This window comes from Curtobacterium sp. TC1 (genome assembly GCF_019844075.1).
In the GTDB taxonomy this organism is placed as follows: Bacteria; Actinomycetota; Actinomycetes; order Actinomycetales; family Microbacteriaceae; genus Curtobacterium.
The window spans coordinates 2,268,708-2,287,485 of the sequence record NZ_CP081964.1; the positions used below are offsets into that span (position 1 = coordinate 2,268,708).

Genomic DNA, 18,778 nt, shown 5'->3' on the forward strand with positions numbered 1-18,778 from the left:
TGACGCTCAGCCACCGGTCACCTCCATGATTCGGTTCCACACGATGTCGCCGTCGGGGTCGAGCCCCTCGTCGACGGCGCGTTGGCGGGTCTCGAGCACCGCTGCGTAGTCCCGCGGCAGCACCTTGACGAAGTCGCTCAGGTCGCCGGACTCGAGCAGGTCGGATGCCAGCGTCGAACCGGTCTCCTCGGCGTGCCGGGTGAGCAGGTCGGTGACGATCTCGACGTCGGCGCTGTCCAGTGCCTCGAGTCGCAGCTCCCCGGTCGCGAGCGCGTCGGTGTTGACGTGCTCCTCGCGCAGACCGCGGACGTACGCGGTGCCGCCGGACATGCCGGCGCCGAGGTTGCGGCCGGTCTCGCCCAGGATGAGCGCGAGGCCGCCGGTCATGTACTCGAGCGCGTGGTCGCCGACACCCTCGACCACCGCGGTCGCGCCCGAGTTGCGCACCAGGAACCGCTCGCCCACGATGCCGCGGATGAACATGCTGCCCTGGGTCGCGCCGTAGCCGATCACGTTGCCGGCGATGACGTTCTGCGCCGGGTCGAAGCCGGAGCCGGCGTCGGGGCGCACGATGATCTCGCCGCCGGACAGGCCCTTGCCGACGTAGTCGTTGCTGTCACCGACGAGTCGCAGCGTGATGCCGGCCGGCATGAACGCGCCGAGCGACTGTCCGGCTGAACCGCGCAGCGTGACGTCGATCGAGCCGCTGGGCAGCCCGTGCTCGCCGTACCGCTTCGTGACCTCGTGGCCGAGCATCGTGCCGACCGCGCGTTCGGTGTTGCGGATGGGCAGGTCGAGGGCGATCGAGCCGCCGTGGTCGAGCACGTCGGCGGTCTGCTGGATCAGGCTCACGTCGAAGTGCTGCTCGAGCTCGTGGTCCTGCTCGCGCTGGTGGCGACGCGGCTCGGTGGCCTCGAAGTGCGGGCCCGCGAGCACCGGGGCGAGGTCCAGCCCGGACGCCTTCCAGTGCTCGAGGGCACGGTCGACGTCGAGCGCGTCGGACTGGCCGATCGCCTCGTCGAGCGTGCGGAACCCGAGCTCGGCGAGGAGCTCCCGCACTTCCTGCGCGATGAACTCGAAGAAGTTCACGACGAACTCGGGCTTGCCGGAGAAACGCTTGCGGAGCTCGGGGTTCTGCGTCGCGACGCCCACCGGGCAGGTGTCGAGGTGGCAGACCCGCATCAGGATGCAGCCCTCGACGACGAGCGGGGCCGTGGCGAAGCCGTACTCCTCGGCGCCGAGGAGCGCCGCCACGACGACGTCGCGCCCGGTCTTCATCTGACCGTCGACCTGCACGACGACGCGGTCGCGCATCCCGTTGAGCATGAGCGTCTGCTGCGTCTCGGCGAGACCGATCTCCCACGGGGTACCGGCGTGCTTGAGCGAGTTGAGCGGGGACGCGCCCGTGCCACCGTCGTGGCCGGACACGAGCACGACGTCGGCCAGGGCCTTCGTCACGCCGGCCGCGACCGCACCGATGCCGGACTGGCTCACGAGCTTGACGTGCACGCGGGCGGCCGGGTTGGCGCGCTTCACGTCGAAGATCAGCTGCTTGAGGTCCTCGATCGAGTAGATGTCGTGGTGCGGCGGCGGCGAAATGAGGCCGACGCCGGCCGTGGCGTGCCGGGTACGGGCGACCCACGGGTACACCTTCTGCGGGGGCAGCTGGCCGCCCTCGCCCGGCTTCGCACCCTGCGCCATCTTCAGCTGGATGTCGGTGGCGTGGGTGAGGTACATGCTCGTCACGCCGAACCGTCCGGAGGCGACCTGCTTGATCGCGCTGCGGCGCTCGGGGTCGAGCAGCCGGTCGACGTCCTCGCCGCCCTCGCCCGTGTTCGAGCGACCACCGAGACGGTTCATCGCGATGGCGAGGGTCTCGTGGGCTTCCTTCGAGATGGAGCCGTACGACATCGCGCCGGTGTTGAAGCGCTTGACGATGGACTCGATCGACTCGACCTCGTCGAGCGCGACGGGCTTGCGGAGCCCGTGCTTGAACCGGAACAGCCCACGGAGCGTCATGAGCTCCTCGGACTGGTCGTCCACGGCGCTCGAGTACTCGCGGAAGATGTCGTAGCGGCGCGCACGGGTGGCGTGCTGCAGCCGGAAGACGGTGTCCGGGTTGAACAGGTGCGGGGGTCCCTCGCGACGCCACTGGTACTCGCCGCCGGTCTGCAGCCGCTCGTGCGAGAGCACCGCGCCGTCCTGCGGGTACGCCTGGGCGTGCCGCTCGGCGTTCTCCTTCGCGATGACGTCGATGTCGACGCCGCCGAGGATCGACGACGTGCCGGTGAAGTACTTGTCGACGAACTCCTGGCTGAGCCCGACTGCTTCGAACGCCTGCGCACCGGCGTAGCTCGACACGGTCGAGATGCCCATCTTCGACATGATCTTGAGGACGCCCTTGCCGAGCGCCTTGATCACGTTCTTGACGGCCTGCTCCGGGGTGATCCCGGTGATCATGCCGGCCCGGACCAGGTTCTCGCAGGTCTCCATCGCGAGGTACGGGTTGATGGCAGAGGCGCCGTACCCGATGAGCGTGGCCACGTGGTGGACCTCGCGCACGTCGCCGGCCTCGACGATCAGACCGACCTTCATGCGCTGCTCGGTGCGGATCAGGTGGTGGTGGACGGCCGCGAGGAGCAACAGGCTCGGCACGGGTGCCTGCTCGGCGTTGCCGTCGCGGTCGGACAGCACGATGAACTGCTTGCCCGACTCGATCGCGGCGTCGACCTCGTCGCACACCGCGGCGATGCGCTTCTGCATCGCCTTCTTGCCGGCGTCGACGCGGTACAGGCCCTTGATCGTGACGGTCAGGTGCCGACCCGACTCGGTCTCGAAGTGCTGCACCTTGGCGAGCTGGTCGTTGTCGATCACCGGGAAGTCGAGCGTGATCTGCTTCGCGTGCTCGGGCCCGGCCGACAGGAGGTTGCGCTCCGGACCCAGGCCCATGCCCATCGAGGTGATGACCTGCTCGCGGATCGAGTCGAGCGGCGGGTTCGTCACCTGCGCGAACTGCTGCGTGAAGTAGTCGAACAGCAGCCGCGGCCGCTGGGAGAGCACGGCGATCGGGGTGTCGGAGCCCATCGCGCCGAGCGGTTCCGCGCCGGCCTGCGCCATCGGGCGGAGCAGGATGCGGACCTCTTCTTCGGTGTACCCGAACGCACGCTGCCGACGGGTGACCGATGCCGGGGTGTGCACGATGTGCTCACGGTCGGGCAGGTCGTTCAGGTTGATGCGGCCCTCGTCGAGCCACTCGCCCCACGGCCCGGACGACGCCAGACCCTGCTTGACCTCGTCGTCCTCGATGATGCGGCCGGCCTCGGTGTCCACCAGGAACATCCGGCCGGGGCGCAGACGCCCCTTGCGGACGACCTTCGCGGCGGGCACGTCGATGACACCGGTCTCGGACCCCATGACGATGAGGCCGTCGTCGGTGACGAGGAAGCGTCCGGGGCGCAGCCCGTTGCGATCGAGCGTCGCGCCGACGAGCGAACCGTCGGTGAACGTGATGGCGGCCGGACCGTCCCACGGCTCCATGAGCATCGAGTGGTACTCGTAGAACGCGCGGAGCTGCGGGTCCATCCCGACCTGGTTCTCCCAGGCCTCCGGCACCATCATCGACACCGCGTGCGGCAACGTCCGGCCGGTCAGGGTGAGGAGCTCGAGGACCTCGTCGAACGACGCCGAGTCGCTCGCACCGGGGCTCACGATCGGCAGCAGCGGAGCCATGTCGCCGAGCAGTTCGCTCTCGAGCTGGGACTGCCGTGCGCGCATCCAGTTGCGGTTCCCGCGCACCGTGTTGATCTCGCCGTTGTGCGCGATCGTCCGGAACGGCTGGGCGAGAGGCCACGACGGGAAGGTGTTGGTGGAGTAGCGCGAGTGCACGATCGCGAGCTTCGACGCGAAGCGATCGTCACTGAGGTCCGGGTAGAACGGCTCGAGCTGCAGCGTCGTGACCATGCCCTTGTAGACCATGGTGCGGCTCGACAGCGACATGAAGTACAGGTCGTTCGCGTGCTCGGCGCGCTTGCGGAGACGGAAGGTCTGGCGGTCCAGGGCGATGCCGCTCCACGACGCGCCGTGCACGTCGTGCCGCACCGAGGCGACGAACAGCTGCTCGAACGCGGGCATGGCGGCACGGGCCAGGGTGCCGAGCACGTCGGGGCGCACCGGGACCTCGCGCCAGCCGAGGACCTTCAGGCCCTCTTCGCGGGCGAGCCGCTCGACGGCGCCCTTCGCCGCGTGCCGGTCGCCCTCGTCCTTCGGCAGGTAGGCGGTGCCGACCGCGTACTCCCCCGCCGCCGGCAGGTCGAACGGCACCACGGCGCGCAGGAACTCGTCCGGCACCTGGCACAGGATTCCTGCGCCGTCGCCGGTGCCCGCGTCCGAGCCGACGGCACCGCGGTGCTCGAGGTTGCGGAGGGCGCCGAGCGCGGCGTCGACGATGTCGTGGCCGGGCGTCCCGCGCAGTGTCGCGACCATCGCGAGACCGCAGGCGTCCTTCTCGTTCGCCGGGTCGTACATGCCGGTGGCGTCGGGGATCGCCGAGAACCGACGGTGCGCCGGCACGAGGTTCTTCGGTGCCGAGGGCTGGAGTGGCTGGAGCGCCATGGGGGAACCGTCCTCACGAGGAAGTGGAACAGGGACAGCGGTGGCCCGGTGGTGCGTTCCGCCCGGACGGGGCGGGACTGGTGCCCGTGCCCCGCTTGTGGCGGGGAGGGTGCTCCTAGGCGCGATCAGTGGGAGTCGTGACCGCTCCGGAGCCCTGGACCACGAGGTCGTCGTCGTCGCCCTCGTGCTCCGAGAAGGTGTCGTCGGAGTCTACATCGGACTTCGGACGCGGCTCGCGACCGGGCAGGTACGGGCTCGGCTCCTTGCCGGTGTGCCGACGGGACTGCACGATGAAGACGACGATGCCGAGCAGGATGGCGGCGAACGACATCCAGACGTTCGTGCGGATGCCCGCGAACGTCTCGCTGGTGTCGACGCGGATCGACTCGAGGAACGACCGGCCGACCCCGTACCAGATCAGGTACAGGGCGAGGACCTTGCCCCACTGCAGCGTGAACTTGCGGTCGAGCAGCAGGATGACGACGACGCCCAGGACGTTCCAGATGATCTCGTACAGGAACGTCGGGTGGAACAGCGTGCCCTCGGGCAGGCCCTTCGGGAACGCGGCGTTGGTCGACTCGATCTGCAGGCCCCAGGGCAGGCTGGTCGGCATGCCGAAGAGCTCGTGGTTGAAGTAGTTGCCGAGCCGGCCGAACGCCTGCGCCAGCAGCACCCCGGGCACGACCGCGTCGATGAAGGACGTGAAGCGCAGACCGACCTGTCGGCAGCCGATCCACGCACCGACGGACCCGAGGATCAGGGCACCGAAGATGGCGAGCCCGCCCTCCCAGATGTACAGGAAGGACAGCGGGTCGATGCCGGGGCCGAAGTAGTCGGACACGTGGGTGAACACGTGGAAGAGCCGACCACCGATGATCCCGGCGGGCACCGCCCAGATCGCGATGTCGATGATGATCCAGCGCTCCACCCCGCGTGCGTTGAGGCGGCGGTTGGCGAGCAGCACCGCAGCGACGATCCCGAGCAGGATGCAGATCGCGTAGGCGTGGATGCGGAAGTCGAGCGGCAGCGACCAACCGAACGCGTCGCGCAGCCAGGCGGTCAGGTCGAAGTACTGCCAGGCGGTGCTCGGGCTCGGGATGCTCAGGAGGGGCATGGAGGAACGGTCGCCTTTCGGAACTGACGGGGCGCGGTGTCGACGTGTCGTCGGCCCCGCTCACTGTAGCGCGGGTCGTGGGCCCGCCAGGAACTGGACTAGGAGCGGCGGGCGCCGGTGGTGAGGTCGGCGGCACGGTCGGCGACCCCCTGCACGCCGAGGTCGGCCAGGGCCCGGACGAACGCCGAGCCGACGATCGCACCGTCCGCGTACTCAAGCACCTCGGCGACCTGTTCGGCGGTCGAGATGCCGAGCCCGACGCAGGTGCGTGCGACGCCGGCGTCGCGGAGTCGGGAGACCACGGTGCGCGCAGCGACGTCGACGCCGGCACGCGCTCCGGTGACGCCCATCGTCGACACGGCGTAGACGAAGCCGCGGCTCGCCGCCACCGCCTGCTGCATCCGGGCGTCGGAGGAGGACGGTGCCGCGAGGAACACACGGTCGAGTCCGGTCCGCTCCGACGACGACATCCACTCCGTGGCCTCGTCGGGGATCAGGTCGGGCGTGATGAGGCCGGCGGCACCCGCGGCGACGAGGTCGTCGGCGAACCGGTCCACGCCGTAGCGGAGCACCGGGTTCCAGTACGTCATCACGAGCACCGGCACGTCCGCGCGCTCGGTGATCTGGTGCACGGCGTCGAAGACCTGCGCGACCCGGAAGCCGTTCGCCAGGCTCTCCTCCGCCGCACGCTGGATGACGGGGCCGTCCATGACGGGGTCGGAGTACGGCAGGCCGAGCTCGATGACGTCCACGCCGTTCTCGGCGAGGGCGACGGCGGCGTCGACACTGGTCTGCACGTCGGGGTAGCCGGCAGGCAGGTAGCCGACGACGGCGCCGGCACGCTCGGCGTTGGCGGTGTCGATCGTCGTGGCGACGGTCTGGTTCGTGGTCACAGCTGCACCGCGTTCTCGTCGAGGATGCCGAAGTAGCGGCTGGCGGACGCGACGTCCTTGTCACCACGGCCGGACAGGTTCACGAGCACGACGCCCTCGGGGCCGAGCTCCTTGCCGAGCTTGATCGCACCCGCCAGGGCGTGCGACGACTCGATCGCGGGGATGATGCCCTCGGTCTGGCTGAGCAGACGGAACGCCTCCATCGCCTCGGTGTCGGTGATCGGCGCGTACTTCGCACGACCGATCGACGCCAGGTAGGCGTGCTCCGGCCCGACGCTCGGGTAGTCGAGCCCGGCGGAGATGCTGTGGCTCTCGATGGTCTGGCCGTCCTCGTCCTGCATGAGGTACGACTTCGCACCCTGCAGGACGCCTTCGCGTCCGAGGGTGATGCTCGCGGCGTGCCGACCGGTCTCGACGCCGTCGCCGCCGGCCTCGAAGCCGTGCAGTGCGACGGACTCGTCGTCGAGGAACGCCTCGAAGATGCCCATCGCGTTCGAGCCGCCACCGACGCACGCGGCGACGGCGTCCGGCAGACGGCCGACGCGGTCGAGGACCTGCTGGCGGGCTTCTTCGCCGATGACCTTGTGGAACTCGCGCACCATCTCCGGGAACGGGTGCGGGCCGGCGACCGTGCCGAGCAGGTAGTGGGTCGAGTCGACGTTCGCCACCCAGTCGCGGAGTGCCTCGTTGATGGCGTCCTTGAGGGTGCGCGATCCGGTCTCGACCGGGATCACCTCGGCACCGAGCAACCGCATCCTGGCGACGTTGAGCGCCTGACGCTCGGTGTCCACGGCGCCCATGTACACGACGCAGTCCATGCCGAACAGCGCCGCGGCGGTCGCGGTGGCCACGCCGTGCTGGCCGGCACCGGTCTCCGCGATGAGGCGGGTCTTGCCGAGCCGTCGGGCCACGAGCGCCTGGCCGAGCACGTTGTTGATCTTGTGCGAACCGGTGTGGTTGAGGTCCTCGCGCTTGAGGATCACCCGGGCACCGCCGGCGTGCTTCGCGAACCGCGGCACCTCGGTGATGATCGACGGACGCCCGGTGTAGTCGCGCTGGAGCTCGTCGAGTTCCGCACGGAACGCCGGGTCGGCCCAGGCCGCGCGGAAGGCTGCCTCGAGCTCGTCGAGCGCGAGGACGAGCGACTCGGGGACGAAGCGTCCCCCGAAGTCACCGAAGTAGGGGCCGTGCAGGTCGCGGAGTGAGGTCACGATGGGTCTTCCCGGGACGAGTCCGACGCACCGGGCTGGGCCGGCGGTCGGACGGGTGGAACGTTCAGCCGCGGTCGGCGGCCTCGATGAACGACGCGAGGGTGGTGGCGGGGTCGGCACCGGTGACGAGCGCTTCCCCGACCAGGACGACGTCGGCACCCGCGGCGCGGTAGTGGGCGACGTCGTCGGGACCCGCCACGGCGGACTCCGCGACACGCACGACCCCGTCGGGGATGCGGTCGGCGAGGGACCCGAACAGGTCGCGGTCGAGCGAGAAGTCGGTGAGGTCGCGCGCGTTGACGCCGAGGATCCGCGCGCCGGCGTCGAGGCCACGGGAGACCTCGTCGGCGGAGTGCGCCTCGACGAGCACACGCATGCCGAGCTCTTCGGCCAGCGTGTGGAGCTCGACCAGCTGCTGCTGCTCGAGTGCCGCCACGATGAGCAGCACCACGTCGGCGCCGGCAGCCCGTGCCTCGACGACCTGGTACGGGTCGGCGATGAAGTCCTTGCGCAGGACGGGGACGCCGACACGGGCCTTGACGGCTTCGAGGTCGGCGAGGCTGCCGAGGAACTTGCGCCCCTCGGTCAGGACGCTGATCGTCGACGCGCCACCGCGTTCGTAGTCGGCAGCGAGTGCGGCCGGGTCCTCGATGGGGGCCATCGAGCCGCGCGACGGACTGGCGCGTTTGACCTCGGCGAGGATCTTCACCCGGTCGCCCGGGGCGAGGAACGCGAGGGCGTCGAGCGACGACGCCACCCGGTCGAGGTCGCGTTCGACGTCCGAGTAGGGACGGTCGACACGACGGGCGGCGGCGTCCTCGAGCGCGCCCGCGACGAGGGTCTCGAGCACGTTCGGCATGCGAGTCCTACTCGGCGTGGTGCTTGGCGACGTACTTCGGACCGTTGACGCCGTAGCCCGCCTTCGCCATGACCGCGCCGATGACCAGCCCGATGACGACGACCGCAGCAGAGGCCCAGACGCCCCACGCCTGGTCGAACCAGAAGAACAGCGTGCCTGCCGCGAATCCGATCAGCATGATCACGACGGCGGTCCAGGCGGCCGGCGAGTGGCCTTCGCCGAGTTCTGCGGGCTCAGTGTTGCTCACGGTGCTCCTCGTTCTGCTCCGGCGTCGTCGGTCGACCGACGCCCATCCGATCCTACCGTGCCGGCGGTCGGGTCGACCCCAGCACTGAGGTCGTCCCAGTCCACGACGGCGTCACGCTCGACCGGTGCCTTCGCGCGGGCGTCGGCCGCAGCGCCGGCCGTGGCCGCGCCGTACTTCCGGCTCGGGCCTGGCCAGGCGCGCTGCACCACGATGACGACGACGCCGAGCAGCACGGCGAGCACGCCACCGACGATCCCGACGGCCGGCCAGAGCGACACGTCCACTCCGGACACGACACGGCGCACGGCGGCCAGGTCGCTGACCCCGGCCACCTCGCCGACCGCACCCTTCGCGGCGGCGATCGGGTCACCGAGGGCGGTGATGCCGCTGACCACGACGCCGACGCCCAGCAGGATCTCGACGCACGCGAGCACGACGCGCAGGACCCGGCCCGCGATCGTCATCGCGAGGAACAGCGCCAGACTCGCGATCGCCAGGGCGGTGTACTGCGGCACCACCGCGGCTCCGTCGGCGTCGACCGTCGAGGTGACCGCAGCACCGTCGTGCAGGTCCACCGTGAACCAGGTCTGCGTCCACGAGAGCATGACGACGCCGGCGACGAGCAGTCCGGCGACGACGACGATCGGACGCGAGCGCTTCACGAGCGCACCTCGCGCATCCGGTTCGCCGTGGCCACGGCCCGCAGCGGTGCGGCCGCCTTGTTGATGGTCTCCTCGTGCTCGGTCGCGGGGTCGGAGTCGGCCACCAGGCCGGCGCCCGCCTGCACGCGGGCCACGCCGTCCTCGATGAGGGCGGTCCGGATCGCGATCGCGATGTCCGCGTCGCCGGCGAAGTCGAAGTAGCCGACGACCCCGGCGTAGGCACCGCGCTTCGCCGGCTCGAGCTCGTCGATGATCTCCAGCGCGCGGGGCTTCGGCGCGCCCGACAGCGTGCCCGCCGGGAACGTCGCCCGGAACACGTCGATGGCGGTCATCCCCGGGCGCACCGCACCCTCGACGCTCGACACCAGGTGCATGATGTGGCTGAACCGCTCGACCGTCATGAACTCGGTGACCGCGACGCTGCCGGGCTCGCAGACCTTCTGCAGGTCGTTGCGGGCCAGGTCGACGAGCATCAGGTGCTCGGCGCGCTCCTTCGGGTCGTCGAGCAGGTCGTCGCCGAACCGGACGTCCTCTTCCGGGGTCGCACCGCGCGGGCGCGACCCGGCGATCGGGTGCGTGATGGCGCGGCCGGACTGCACCTTCACCAGCGCCTCGGGCGAGGCGCCGACGATCCAGTAGCGCTCGTCGGCGGTGTCCGCCAGGGCGAGGAAGTACATGTAGGGACTCGGGTTCAGGGTCCGGAGCACGCGGTACACGTCGAGCGGGTCGGCCGTCACCTCGTGGTCGAACCGCTGCGAGACGACGACCTGGAACACGTCGCCGTCGCGGATGAACTCCTTGGAGCGCTCGACCGCGGCCATGTACTCGTCCGGCGTGGAGCGGTGCGTCGGCGTCGGCTCCGCGATCTCGAAGGCCTCGGCGACGGTCGCGACGCTCGGCTGCACCAGGTCGGCCTGCAGGCGGTCGAGGCGGCGCTGCGCGTCGGCCCACAGGGTGTCGGCGTCGTCGGTGCCGTCGTTGAGCACGCTCGCGACGAGCAGGACGAGCCCCGTGCGGTGGTCGAGCGCGACGAGCTCGGAGACGAACGACAGCGCCTGTCCGGGCACGTCGAAGTCGGCCGGCGGCACGTTCGGCAGGTGCTCCAGCTGGCGGACGGCCTCCCAGCCGATGAACCCGACGGTCCCGCCGACGAGCGGCGGCGAGCCGGGCACCCGCGGAGTGGCCCAGCGCTCGTGCAGGCGCGCGAGGACCTCGAGCGGTTCGCCGTCGAGCGAGCCGACGGCGCGCTCGGCGTCGATGCCGGTGTCGATCCAGGCGGCGCGGTCGCCGTCCTGCGTCAGGACGCCGAAGCTCCGCACGCCGACGAACGACCAGCGCGACCAGAGGCCGCCCTGGCCGGCGGACTCGAGCAGGAACGACCCGGGACGGCCGTCGGCGAGCTTGCGGTAGACGCCGACCGGCGTCTCGCTGTCGGCGTAGAGCGCGCGCACCACCGGGACGACACGGTGGTCGCCCAGCAGGGCGTCGAACTCCGGCCGGGAGGTCGTGTGCGGCGCGTCGGAGATCGTCGCGGTCGTCATCGGGTCGCCTCCACTGCCGTCTCGGCCGGGGCAGACGCGGTCGCGTCCGTCGGCGCAGACGCGGTCACGGGCGTCAGCGGGTCGACGTCGAAGCACCGGTGCGCACCGGTGTGGCACGCGGCCCCGACCTGCTGCACCGTGACGAGGAGCGTGTCGTCGTCGCAGTCCAGAGCGGCACCGCGCACGTACTGGGCGTGCCCCGAGGTGTCGCCCTTCCGCCAGTACTCGTTCCGCGACCGCGACCAGAAGGTCACGCGCCCCTCGGTGAGGGTGCGGCGGAGCGCTTCCCGGTCCATGTACCCGAGCATGAGGACGTCCTTCGACGACTCCTCTTGCACGATGGCGGGGAGCAGCCCGTCCGCACCGAAACGTGCGCGGTCGAGGACCGCCTCGGTGTCGGTGCTGGTGCTGGTGCTGTCGGTCATGAGACTCCTAGCCTACGGCGGCGGATCGGCGGAAGGCGGCGGTTCGGCGCTTCAGCGGACGGCGTGACCGGTCGCGCGCAGCGCGGCCTTGACGTCGCCCACCGTCATCTCGCCACGGTGGAAGACGGACGCGGCGAGGAGGGCATCCGCACCCGCGTCGACGGCGGGGGCGAAGTGCTCGACCCGACCCGCGCCTCCCGAGGCGATCACCGGGACGCGCGCGACCGAGCGCACCGCGGTCACGAGTTCGAGGTCGAACCCGTTCTTCGTGCCGTCCGCGTCGATGGAGTTGACGAGCAGCTCGCCCGCGCCGCGCTCGACGGCGTCTCGCGCCCAGGCGATCGCGTCGATGTCCGTCTCGGTGCGGCCGCCGTGCGTGGTGACCACGAAACCGGACGCGGTCCGGTCGGAGCGCTTGACGTCGAGCGACAGCACGACGGCCTGCGCGCCGAAGCGGTCGGCGATCTCGCCGACCAGGTCGGGCCGGGCGATCGCGGCGCTGTTCACGCCGATCTTGTCCGCGCCGCACTGCTGTAGGCGGGAGACGTCGTCGACGGAGCGGACGCCGCCGCCCACCGTGAGCGGGATGAAGACCTGCTCGGCGGTGCGGGTGACCGTGTCGTACATCGTCGCGCGGTTCTCGACCGTGGCGCCCACGTCGAGGAAGGTCAGCTCGTCGGCACCCTGCTCGTAGTAGCGGGCGGCGAGCTCGACCGGGTCACCGGCGTCCTGCAGGTCGAGGAAGTTGACGCCCTTGACGACCCGGCCGCCCTTGACGTCGAGGCACGGGATGACCCGGACGGCCACGCCGCCGAGCGCCGTGGCTGCCGCGGTCACAGTCGGGCCGCGTGGATCGGGCTGACGAGGATCGCACGGGCGCCGAGGTCGTACAGGGCGTCCATGATCAGGTTCGCGTCGTCGCGCGGGATCATCACGCGCACCGCGGACCAGTCGCGGCCGTGCAGCGGCGACACCGTCGGCGACTCGATGCCGGAGGCGACCGCCGTCGCCTGCTCGAGCAGGGCGGTCGGGATGTCGTAGTCGAGCATCACGTAGCCGCGGGCGACGAGCACGCCCTGCAGCCGACGACGGAGCACGTCGATGCCGGGGATCGTCTCGTCGGTCGACACCAGCAGCGCCGTCGACTCGAGGATGACCGGGCCGAAGATCTCGAGGCCGGCCTGTCGCAGCGTGCTGCCCGTCGACACGACGTCGGCCACGGCGTCGGCGACCCCGAGGCGCACGGCGCTCTCGACCGCGCCGTCGAGCTTGACGAGCGTGGCGGTCACGCCGTGGCGGGTGAGGAAGTCCCCCACCAGGCCCGGGTAGCTCGTCGCGACGCGGACCCCGTCGAGGTCCTGCAGGGTGCTGAAGCGGCCCGGCGTACCGGCGAACCGGAAGGTGGAGTCCGCGAAGCCGAGCGCGTCGACCTCGTGCGCCTCGGATCCGGAGTCGAGCAGCAGGTCGCGCCCGGTGATGCCGACGTCGAGCGCACCGGAACCGACGTAGGTCGCGATGTCCCGCGGGCGGAGGAAGAAGAACTCGACACCGTTGCGCTCGTCGAGCAGGTGCAGTGCCTTCGGGTCACGCCGACCGGCGTACCCGGCCTCGCGCAGCATGTCGGACGCGGTCTCGGACAGGGAACCCTTGTTGGGCACGGCGATGCGGAGCATCAGGAGGTCTGCTTTCTGGGAGGGGTGTCGGCGGCTGATCAGCGGATCAGAGATGTCGCCAGACGTCCGCCGGGGTGAGCCCCTTGGCGACCATGAGCACCTGGAGGTGGTAGATCAGCTGGGAGATCTCCTCCGAGGTGCGCTCGTCGCCCTCGTACTCGGCCGCCATCCAGACCTCGGCCGCTTCTTCCACGATCTTCTTGCCGATCTGGTGCACGCCGGCGTCCAGTTCGGCGACGGTGCCGGAGCCCTCGGGGCGCGTGCGCGCCTTCTCGGTGAGCTCCTGGAACAGGTCGTCGAACGTCTTCACGCGGTCCAGGCTACCGGTCTCCGCTGACGCTTCCGACGTACCGTCCGGACGGGTCGCGCTCATGCCCGCGCCCGGGCGGCCGCTTCGCGCAGGTCGGTGATGCGCTGGGCGGGCTCACCGCCGTAGACGGCCGACCCGGCGACGAGCGTGTCGGCGCCGCTGCGCACGGCCTCGGGCACGGTGTCCACCGAGATGCCGCCGTCGACCTCGAGCCACACGTCGAGCCCGGAGGCGTCGACGGCCGCGCGGGCATCGGCGAGCTTCGGCATGACGGACGGCATGAACGACTGGCCGCCGAACCCGGGCTCGACGGTCATGAGCAGGATCATGTCGTAGGCGTCGAGGTGGTGCAGCACCTGCGTGATCGGGGTGCCGGGCTTCACGGCGACGGCCGCGCGGGCACCGTTCGACCGGATCGCGGCGGCGGTCGCCACCGGGTCGTCGGCTGCCTCGAAGTGGAACGTGACGCTCGACGCACCGGTCTCGGCGTACTTCGGCGCGTTGACGTCGGCGTCGGTCACCATGAGGTGCACGTCGAGCGGCACCGGGGACACCTGCTGCAGGCGCTCGACGATCGGCAGGCCGAGCGTGAGGTTCGGTACGAAGTGGTTGTCCATCACGTCGACGTGCACCAGGTCGGCGGTCTCGATGCGGTGGAGTTCACGCTCGAGGTTCGCGAAGTCGGCGGACAGGATGCTCGGCGAGATGCGGATCGTCACCCGACGATCCTACCGGCGTGCGCCTGCCCGGCTGCGCTGCCCGGGTGCGCGTGGCGCCGTCCGGGGGCGGGGTCAGCCGTCGCCGAGGGCGCGCGTGCCGAGGTCGGACCGGAGCATCGTCCCGAGGGCGGCGTCGACCAGCCGCTCGCCCTGGGGGCGGTCGATCCGGCGCGCCACGACGAGGGCCGCGATCCCCTGCATGGTCGCGGCGAACAAAAGCTTGAAGACGGTCCGGGCGTCCTCGCCGGGCTCCGGCGCGGACGCACCGAGCGCGCCGTCGAGCACGGCGAACAGCGATTCGGCGGCGGTCTGCACGGGCCCCGACCGGCCGGCCGTCGACGCCTGGAACATGAGGTCCATGAGCGCCGCGTCGTCGACGGCGAAGTCGACGTACGCCAGGGCGACCCGGCGGAACCGGTCGTCGAGGTCGCCAGACCCGGAGAGTGCCCGGCGCACCGCGGTGGTCAGTCGTTCGAAGCCGAGCACGGCGAGGGCATCGAGGAGTGCCTGGCGGTCGACGAAGTGGCTCCGCGGCGCACCGTGGCTGACCCCGGCCCGCCGCGCCAGGTCACGGAGGGACAACCCGTCGACGCCGTCCTCGCGCAGGACCTGGACGGCCTCGTCGAGCAGCACGGTCCGCAGGTTCCCGTGGTGGAAGGGACGCTCCGGCATGGCACCAGCCTAGTGCGACCCTAGGCATTGCCTATTTTCTAGTCACTGCCTAGATTGGGCGGATGACACCTCGACAGCACCTGCTCGTGTTCGGCGCCACCGGACAGACCGGCCAGCACCTCACCCGGCTCGCGCTCGATGCCGGACACCGCGTCCGCGCCGTCGTCCGGACACCGTCGAAGCTGGCGGTCCAGCACGACGACCTGCAGGTCGTGCAGGGCTCGGTCACCGACGGCCTCGACCTCGACGCGCTGCTCGACGGCGTGACGGGCGTGGTCGTGATGCTCGGGGACGTCGCCGCGCAGCGCGAGCGACCGGTCAACACCGCGTTCGTCCGCACGCTCGTGCCGGCCATGCGCCGGAGCGGCACCCGGCGGCTGCTGTACCAGGCCGGTGGGCTGAGTGCGCCTCCCGGCAAGCGGCTCGCGCCCGTGCTCCGCCTCGTCCGGTCGACGCTCGCGCGGGAGTACATCGGGCAGCACGCGGACAACGAGTCGGTGATGCGCTACCTCGACGCCGAGGCGCGGGACATCGCCTGGACGGTCCACCGCGCCGGCATCGGCTCGGACGGCCCCTCCAAGGGCGAGCTGCGCCGCTCGGCGCGGTGGATCAGCATCGGCACCTTCCGGGACTGCGCCGCGTACAACCTGCGCACCCTGTTCGACGACACGGCCGTGCACACGTGCGACGGCAGTGCCTACCGACGGTCGCGCTGAGCCCCGTCCCGGTCGGCGGGGCGGTCAGCCGACACGACGGAACAACGCGATGAACATCGCGTCCGTCCCGACCCGGTGGGGCCAGAGCTGCGCCGTGTTCCCGTCCGCGATCTCCGGGTCGCGAGCGGCGACCCCGCGGACGATCGACGCGGTCTCGAGCTGCTCGAGCACTCCCCCGTGCCGGCCCATCAGCGCGTCGACCTGCCCGCGCGTCTCGGCCAGGTGTGGCGAGCACGTCACGTACGCGAGCGTCCCACCCGGTGCGAGCACCCGGACCGCGGCGTCGAGCAGCTCGGTCTGCAGCGCCGCGAGCTCCTGGACGTCCTCGGGGGTCTTCCGCCAGCGCGCCTCCGGCCGACGACGCAGGGCGCCGAGGCCGGTGCACGGCGCGTCGAGCAGGATGCGGTCGAACGTCATCCCGGTGCCGTCACGGCCGTAGCGCCTCGCGTCGCCCTCGACGACGCGGACGTGGTCGCCGAACACGCCGAGCGCGTTCCGCACGAGTCCGGCGCGCGCCGGCACGAGCTCGTTCGCGACGAGGGTCGCCCCGCCCTGCTGCGCCTCGGCGGCGAGCAGCGCGGCCTTGCCGCCGGGGCCGGCGCACATGTCGAGCCAGCGCTCCCCCGCGCGGACCTCGGACGAGCGGCTCAGCGCGAGGGCGGCGAGCTGCGAGCCCTCGTCCTGCACGCGCAGGCGACCGGCGGCGACGCCCGGCACGCGAGCGGGGTCACCGGAGATGCCCCGGATCCCGACGGGCGAGACCGGCAGGGCGTCGGCGTCCGGCACGGGGTCGGCGGTCCGGACGGGAGGCACGGTGCCGGTCGCGCCGTCGGCCTCCGGTTCGTCGTCGGCCGGCACCAGGGCCGCGGGGACGTCGTCCGTACCGGTCGCGTCGACGAACGCGGCATCGGCGTCCTCGTCGGCGTCGGGCACCGTGCGCGCGGTCGCGGTGGCGACGTCCTCGTCGGTGGCGAGCCCGGGCAGCGCGGCGAGCTGCACCCGGGGCGCGGCGTTGTCGGCGGCGAGCAGGGCGGCGAGCTCGTCGCGCGAGCGTTCGGCGGCCAGGGCGTCGCGCAGTGCCGAGACGACCCAGACCGGGTGCGACCACCGGGTGGCGAGCAGCGCGTCGCCACCACGGCCCGCGGTGATCTGCGCGTCCCACTCCGCGTCGGTGCGCGCCGCGATCTTGCGCATCACGGCGTTCACGAAGCCCGTTGCGCGGCGGGCTCCGACCTCGCGCGCGAGCTCGACCGTGGCGTCGACCGCGGCGTGCGTCGGGGTGCGCATCGCGAGCAGCTGGTGGGCGCCGAGCCGCATGACGTCGAGGACGTCAGCCTCGATGTTCTCGGGCCGACGACCGGAGGCCAGCGCGATGATGACGTCGTAGCGGCCGAGCATCCGGATCGAGCCGTAGGTGAGCTCGGTCGCGAACGCGGCGTCGCGGGCGGTGAGGCCGGCACGGCGGATGCGGGTCGGCAGCAGCAGGTTCGCGTAGGCGTCGTCGACCTGGACGGCACGGAGCACGTCGAACGCGACACGTCGGGCGTTCGCGGGGCGCGGGCCGCGGCGGGCGCCCCGGGTGTTCGTCGGCTGGCTCATGCGAGGACCTTCCCGTCCAGTTCACCCAGGCCGCGGGCCCAGGCTGCGGCGTCCATCGCCTTCTTGCCGGCCGGCTGCACCTCGAGCAGCGCCAGCGGGGTGTCGGCGGTCCCGACCAGCAGCCGGCCGCCGTGGAGAGCCAGCGCACCGGGCGCGAGCTGCGGGGCGGGGTCCCCCGCGCCTCCCGTCAGCCGGTTGCTGCGGAGCAGCTTCACCCGGGTCTCGCCGAGGTGGGCGTACGCGCCGGGCTCGGGGGTGACCCCGCGCAGGCGGGCGTGCACGACGGTCGCCGGAGCACCGAAGTCGATGCGCCCGTCGTCGATCGTGAGCTTCGGCGCGAGCGTCGGCGCACCGACCTGCTCGGTCGCGACGGCCGCGCCGGCGGCGATGTCGTCGACCACCCGGGCGACGGTCTCGGCGCCGGACTCGGCCATGGCGGCGAGGACCTCGCCGGAGGTCGCCTCCGGGTCGATGTCGAACGGGTCGGCGGCGTACACCGGACCGGCGTCGAGCGCCTCGACGAGCTGGAAGACGGACGCGGCGGTGCGGGTGTCCCCCGCCATCACGGCCCGCTGGACCGGCGCGGCGCCGCGGTACGCCGGCAGGTCGGAGAAGTGCAGGTTGACCCAGCCGAGGCGCGGGGCGTCGAGCGCGGGGCGTCGGAGCAACGCGCCGTACGCGACGATGACGCCGAGGTCGACGTCGAGGTCGGCGATGCGCGCGGTCACCGCGCCGTCGACGCGGCTGGCCTCGATGACGGGCAGTCCGAGCTCCGCGGCGACCTGCGCGACCGGTGTCGGCGTCAGCACGCGCTTCCGGCCCTGCGGTGTCGGCGGACGCGTGAGGACCGCGGCGATCTCGTGGTCGGACGCCGCCAGGCGACGGAGGGTGGGGACGGCCGCAGCGGGGCTGCCGGCGACGACGAGACGCATGGGTTCGATCCTCCCACGAGCGCGCTCGCCGGACTGACCCGAACCGGGCCTCGGCCGGGTGGGTACGGTCTGCGGCACAGCACGAGAGGGGTTCCCATGTCCGACGTCACCACGTCCACCAACCGCTTCGCCGGGTCCAGCATCCAGAAGGTCGCGCTGCTCGTCGGCGTCGTGTTCCTGCTCGTCGGGATCGCCGGCTTCGTGCCGGGGCTGACCACGGGCGACCTCGGGGGTGCCGGCCACGGCTCGATGGCGATGCTGCTCGGGCTCTTCCAGGTGTCGGTGCTGCACAACATCGTGCACTTGCTGTTCGGGGTCGTCGGCGTGCTCGCCGCCGGGTACGCCACCGGTTCGAGGATGTACCTGGTGCTCGGCGGGGTCGTCTACTTCGTGCTCTGGGTCTACGGGCTCTTCACGGCCGGGCACTCCAGCGGCGCGAACTTCGTGCCGCTGAACTGGGCGGACAACTGGCTGCACCTCGTGCTCGCGGTCGGCATGGTCGCGCTCGGCGTGGTGTTCCCGCGCGAGCGTCCTCGCCCGGTCGGCGCCTGACGGGCGGGCCCTGGTGCGGGCGAGTTTCCCGACGAACCACTC

General features: G+C 71.7%; 18 protein-coding genes. 2 read left to right on the forward strand and 16 right to left on the reverse strand.

The window, feature by feature from the left end; translation table 11 throughout:
* Positions 1–6 precede the first annotated feature (6 nt).
* From gltB to KZI27_RS11910, 14 genes are all read right to left on the reverse strand, one after another.
* A complete protein-coding gene (gltB, locus tag KZI27_RS11845; protein ID WP_222661344.1) occupies positions 7–4,524 on the reverse strand; it encodes a glutamate synthase large subunit in 4,518 nt (1,505 codons plus the stop codon).
* A 202-nt stretch (positions 4,525–4,726) separates the two neighbouring features.
* Positions 4,727–5,725 (reverse strand): prolipoprotein diacylglyceryl transferase, encoded by a 999-nt coding sequence (gene lgt, locus KZI27_RS11850; RefSeq protein ID WP_261783879.1) that lies wholly within the window; start codon positions 5,723–5,725, stop codon positions 4,727–4,729.
* A gap of 98 nt (positions 5,726–5,823) precedes the next feature.
* Entirely contained in the window at positions 5,824–6,618 is a 795-nt protein-coding gene (gene trpA, locus KZI27_RS11855) for a tryptophan synthase subunit alpha (protein WP_123312477.1), read from the reverse strand.
* Positions 6,615–7,829, reverse strand: coding sequence for a tryptophan synthase subunit beta (trpB, locus tag KZI27_RS11860; protein ID WP_222657798.1), 1,215 nt, complete (start codon positions 7,827–7,829; stop codon positions 6,615–6,617). The genes trpA and trpB overlap by 4 nt, the downstream gene beginning before the upstream one ends.
* Before the next feature lie 64 nt (positions 7,830–7,893).
* Positions 7,894–8,679: an indole-3-glycerol phosphate synthase TrpC gene (gene trpC / locus KZI27_RS11865; protein ID WP_222661346.1), complete on the reverse strand. Its 786-nt coding sequence runs from the start codon at positions 8,677–8,679 to the stop codon at positions 7,894–7,896.
* A gap of 16 nt (positions 8,680–8,695) precedes the next feature.
* Entirely contained in the window at positions 8,696–8,935 is a 240-nt protein-coding gene (locus KZI27_RS11870) for an HGxxPAAW family protein (protein WP_185021341.1), read from the reverse strand.
* Positions 8,932–9,597 carry a Trp biosynthesis-associated membrane protein gene (locus KZI27_RS11875; RefSeq protein ID WP_222657799.1) on the reverse strand — a complete coding sequence of 222 codons (666 nt, stop codon included), beginning with the start codon at positions 9,595–9,597 and terminating at the stop codon, positions 8,932–8,934. Before KZI27_RS11875 ends, KZI27_RS11870 begins: the two co-directional genes overlap by 4 nt.
* On the reverse strand, positions 9,594–11,138 hold the full coding sequence (locus tag KZI27_RS11880; RefSeq protein ID WP_222657800.1) for an anthranilate synthase component I: 1,545 nt from the start codon (positions 11,136–11,138) through the stop codon (positions 9,594–9,596). Before KZI27_RS11880 ends, KZI27_RS11875 begins: the two co-directional genes overlap by 4 nt.
* Positions 11,135–11,563, reverse strand: a complete 429-nt coding sequence (gene hisI, locus KZI27_RS11885) for a phosphoribosyl-AMP cyclohydrolase (RefSeq protein ID WP_222657801.1) — start codon at positions 11,561–11,563, stop codon at positions 11,135–11,137. Before hisI ends, KZI27_RS11880 begins: the two co-directional genes overlap by 4 nt.
* Positions 11,564–11,614: 51 nt before the next feature.
* Entirely contained in the window at positions 11,615–12,400 is a 786-nt protein-coding gene (hisF, locus tag KZI27_RS11890; protein ID WP_260233020.1) for an imidazole glycerol phosphate synthase subunit HisF, read from the reverse strand.
* Positions 12,397–13,236, reverse strand: a complete 840-nt coding sequence (gene hisG, locus KZI27_RS11895; protein WP_123312468.1) for an ATP phosphoribosyltransferase — start codon at positions 13,234–13,236, stop codon at positions 12,397–12,399. The genes hisF and hisG overlap by 4 nt, the downstream gene beginning before the upstream one ends.
* 46 nt (positions 13,237–13,282) lie before the next feature.
* Entirely contained in the window at positions 13,283–13,546 is a 264-nt protein-coding gene (locus tag KZI27_RS11900; protein ID WP_027465728.1) for a phosphoribosyl-ATP diphosphatase, read from the reverse strand.
* A gap of 59 nt (positions 13,547–13,605) precedes the next feature.
* On the reverse strand, positions 13,606–14,265 hold the full coding sequence (gene rpe / locus KZI27_RS11905) for a ribulose-phosphate 3-epimerase (RefSeq protein WP_123312466.1): 660 nt from the start codon (positions 14,263–14,265) through the stop codon (positions 13,606–13,608).
* 72 nt (positions 14,266–14,337) lie between these two features.
* Complete coding sequence (locus tag KZI27_RS11910) at positions 14,338–14,937, reverse strand: TetR/AcrR family transcriptional regulator (protein ID WP_222657802.1); 600 nt, start codon at positions 14,935–14,937, stop codon at positions 14,338–14,340.
* 62 nt (positions 14,938–14,999) lie between these two features.
* Here KZI27_RS11910 and KZI27_RS11915 point away from each other — a divergent pair, with 62 nt between their 5' ends.
* Complete coding sequence (locus tag KZI27_RS11915; protein WP_222657803.1) at positions 15,000–15,653, forward strand: NAD(P)-dependent oxidoreductase; 654 nt, start codon at positions 15,000–15,002, stop codon at positions 15,651–15,653.
* 24 nt (positions 15,654–15,677) lie between these two features.
* On the opposite strand, the gene KZI27_RS11920 is transcribed toward KZI27_RS11915, so the two are convergent.
* Entirely contained in the window at positions 15,678–17,252 is a 1,575-nt protein-coding gene (locus KZI27_RS11920; RefSeq protein WP_261783880.1) for an RsmB/NOP family class I SAM-dependent RNA methyltransferase, read from the reverse strand.
* Entirely contained in the window at positions 17,249–18,184 is a 936-nt protein-coding gene (locus KZI27_RS11925; protein WP_222657804.1) for a methionyl-tRNA formyltransferase, read from the reverse strand. Before KZI27_RS11925 ends, KZI27_RS11920 begins: the two co-directional genes overlap by 4 nt.
* A 96-nt stretch (positions 18,185–18,280) precedes the next feature.
* Between KZI27_RS11925 and KZI27_RS11930 the strand changes: the two genes are divergently transcribed.
* The gene (locus KZI27_RS11930) at positions 18,281–18,736 is read left to right on the forward strand and encodes a DUF4383 domain-containing protein (protein WP_123312459.1); all 456 of its coding nucleotides are present in this window, start codon (positions 18,281–18,283) and stop codon (positions 18,734–18,736) included.
* Positions 18,737–18,778: the final 42 nt, after the last annotated feature.

Coding starts and splice junctions, on each gene's coding strand:
- gltB (WP_222661344.1), bottom strand. CDS start 4,524: ATGTACGACCCGGCGAACGAGAAGGACGCCTGCGGTCTCGCGATGGTC.
- lgt (WP_261783879.1), bottom strand. CDS start 5,725: ATGCCCCTCCTGAGCATCCCGAGCCCGAGCACCGCCTGGCAGTACTTC.
- KZI27_RS11880 (WP_222657800.1), bottom strand. CDS start 11,138: ATGACGACCGCGACGATCTCCGACGCGCCGCACACGACCTCCCGGCCG.
- hisI (WP_222657801.1), bottom strand. CDS start 11,563: ATGACCGACAGCACCAGCACCAGCACCGACACCGAGGCGGTCCTCGAC.
- hisG (WP_123312468.1), bottom strand. CDS start 13,236: ATGCTCCGCATCGCCGTGCCCAACAAGGGTTCCCTGTCCGAGACCGCG.
- KZI27_RS11910 (WP_222657802.1), bottom strand. CDS start 14,937: ATGCCGGAGCGTCCCTTCCACCACGGGAACCTGCGGACCGTGCTGCTC.
- KZI27_RS11915 (WP_222657803.1), top strand. CDS start 15,000: ATGACACCTCGACAGCACCTGCTCGTGTTCGGCGCCACCGGACAGACC.
- KZI27_RS11920 (WP_261783880.1), bottom strand. CDS start 17,252: ATGAGCCAGCCGACGAACACCCGGGGCGCCCGCCGCGGCCCGCGCCCC.
- KZI27_RS11925 (WP_222657804.1), bottom strand. CDS start 18,184: ATGCGTCTCGTCGTCGCCGGCAGCCCCGCTGCGGCCGTCCCCACCCTC.
- KZI27_RS11930 (WP_123312459.1), top strand. CDS start 18,281: ATGTCCGACGTCACCACGTCCACCAACCGCTTCGCCGGGTCCAGCATC.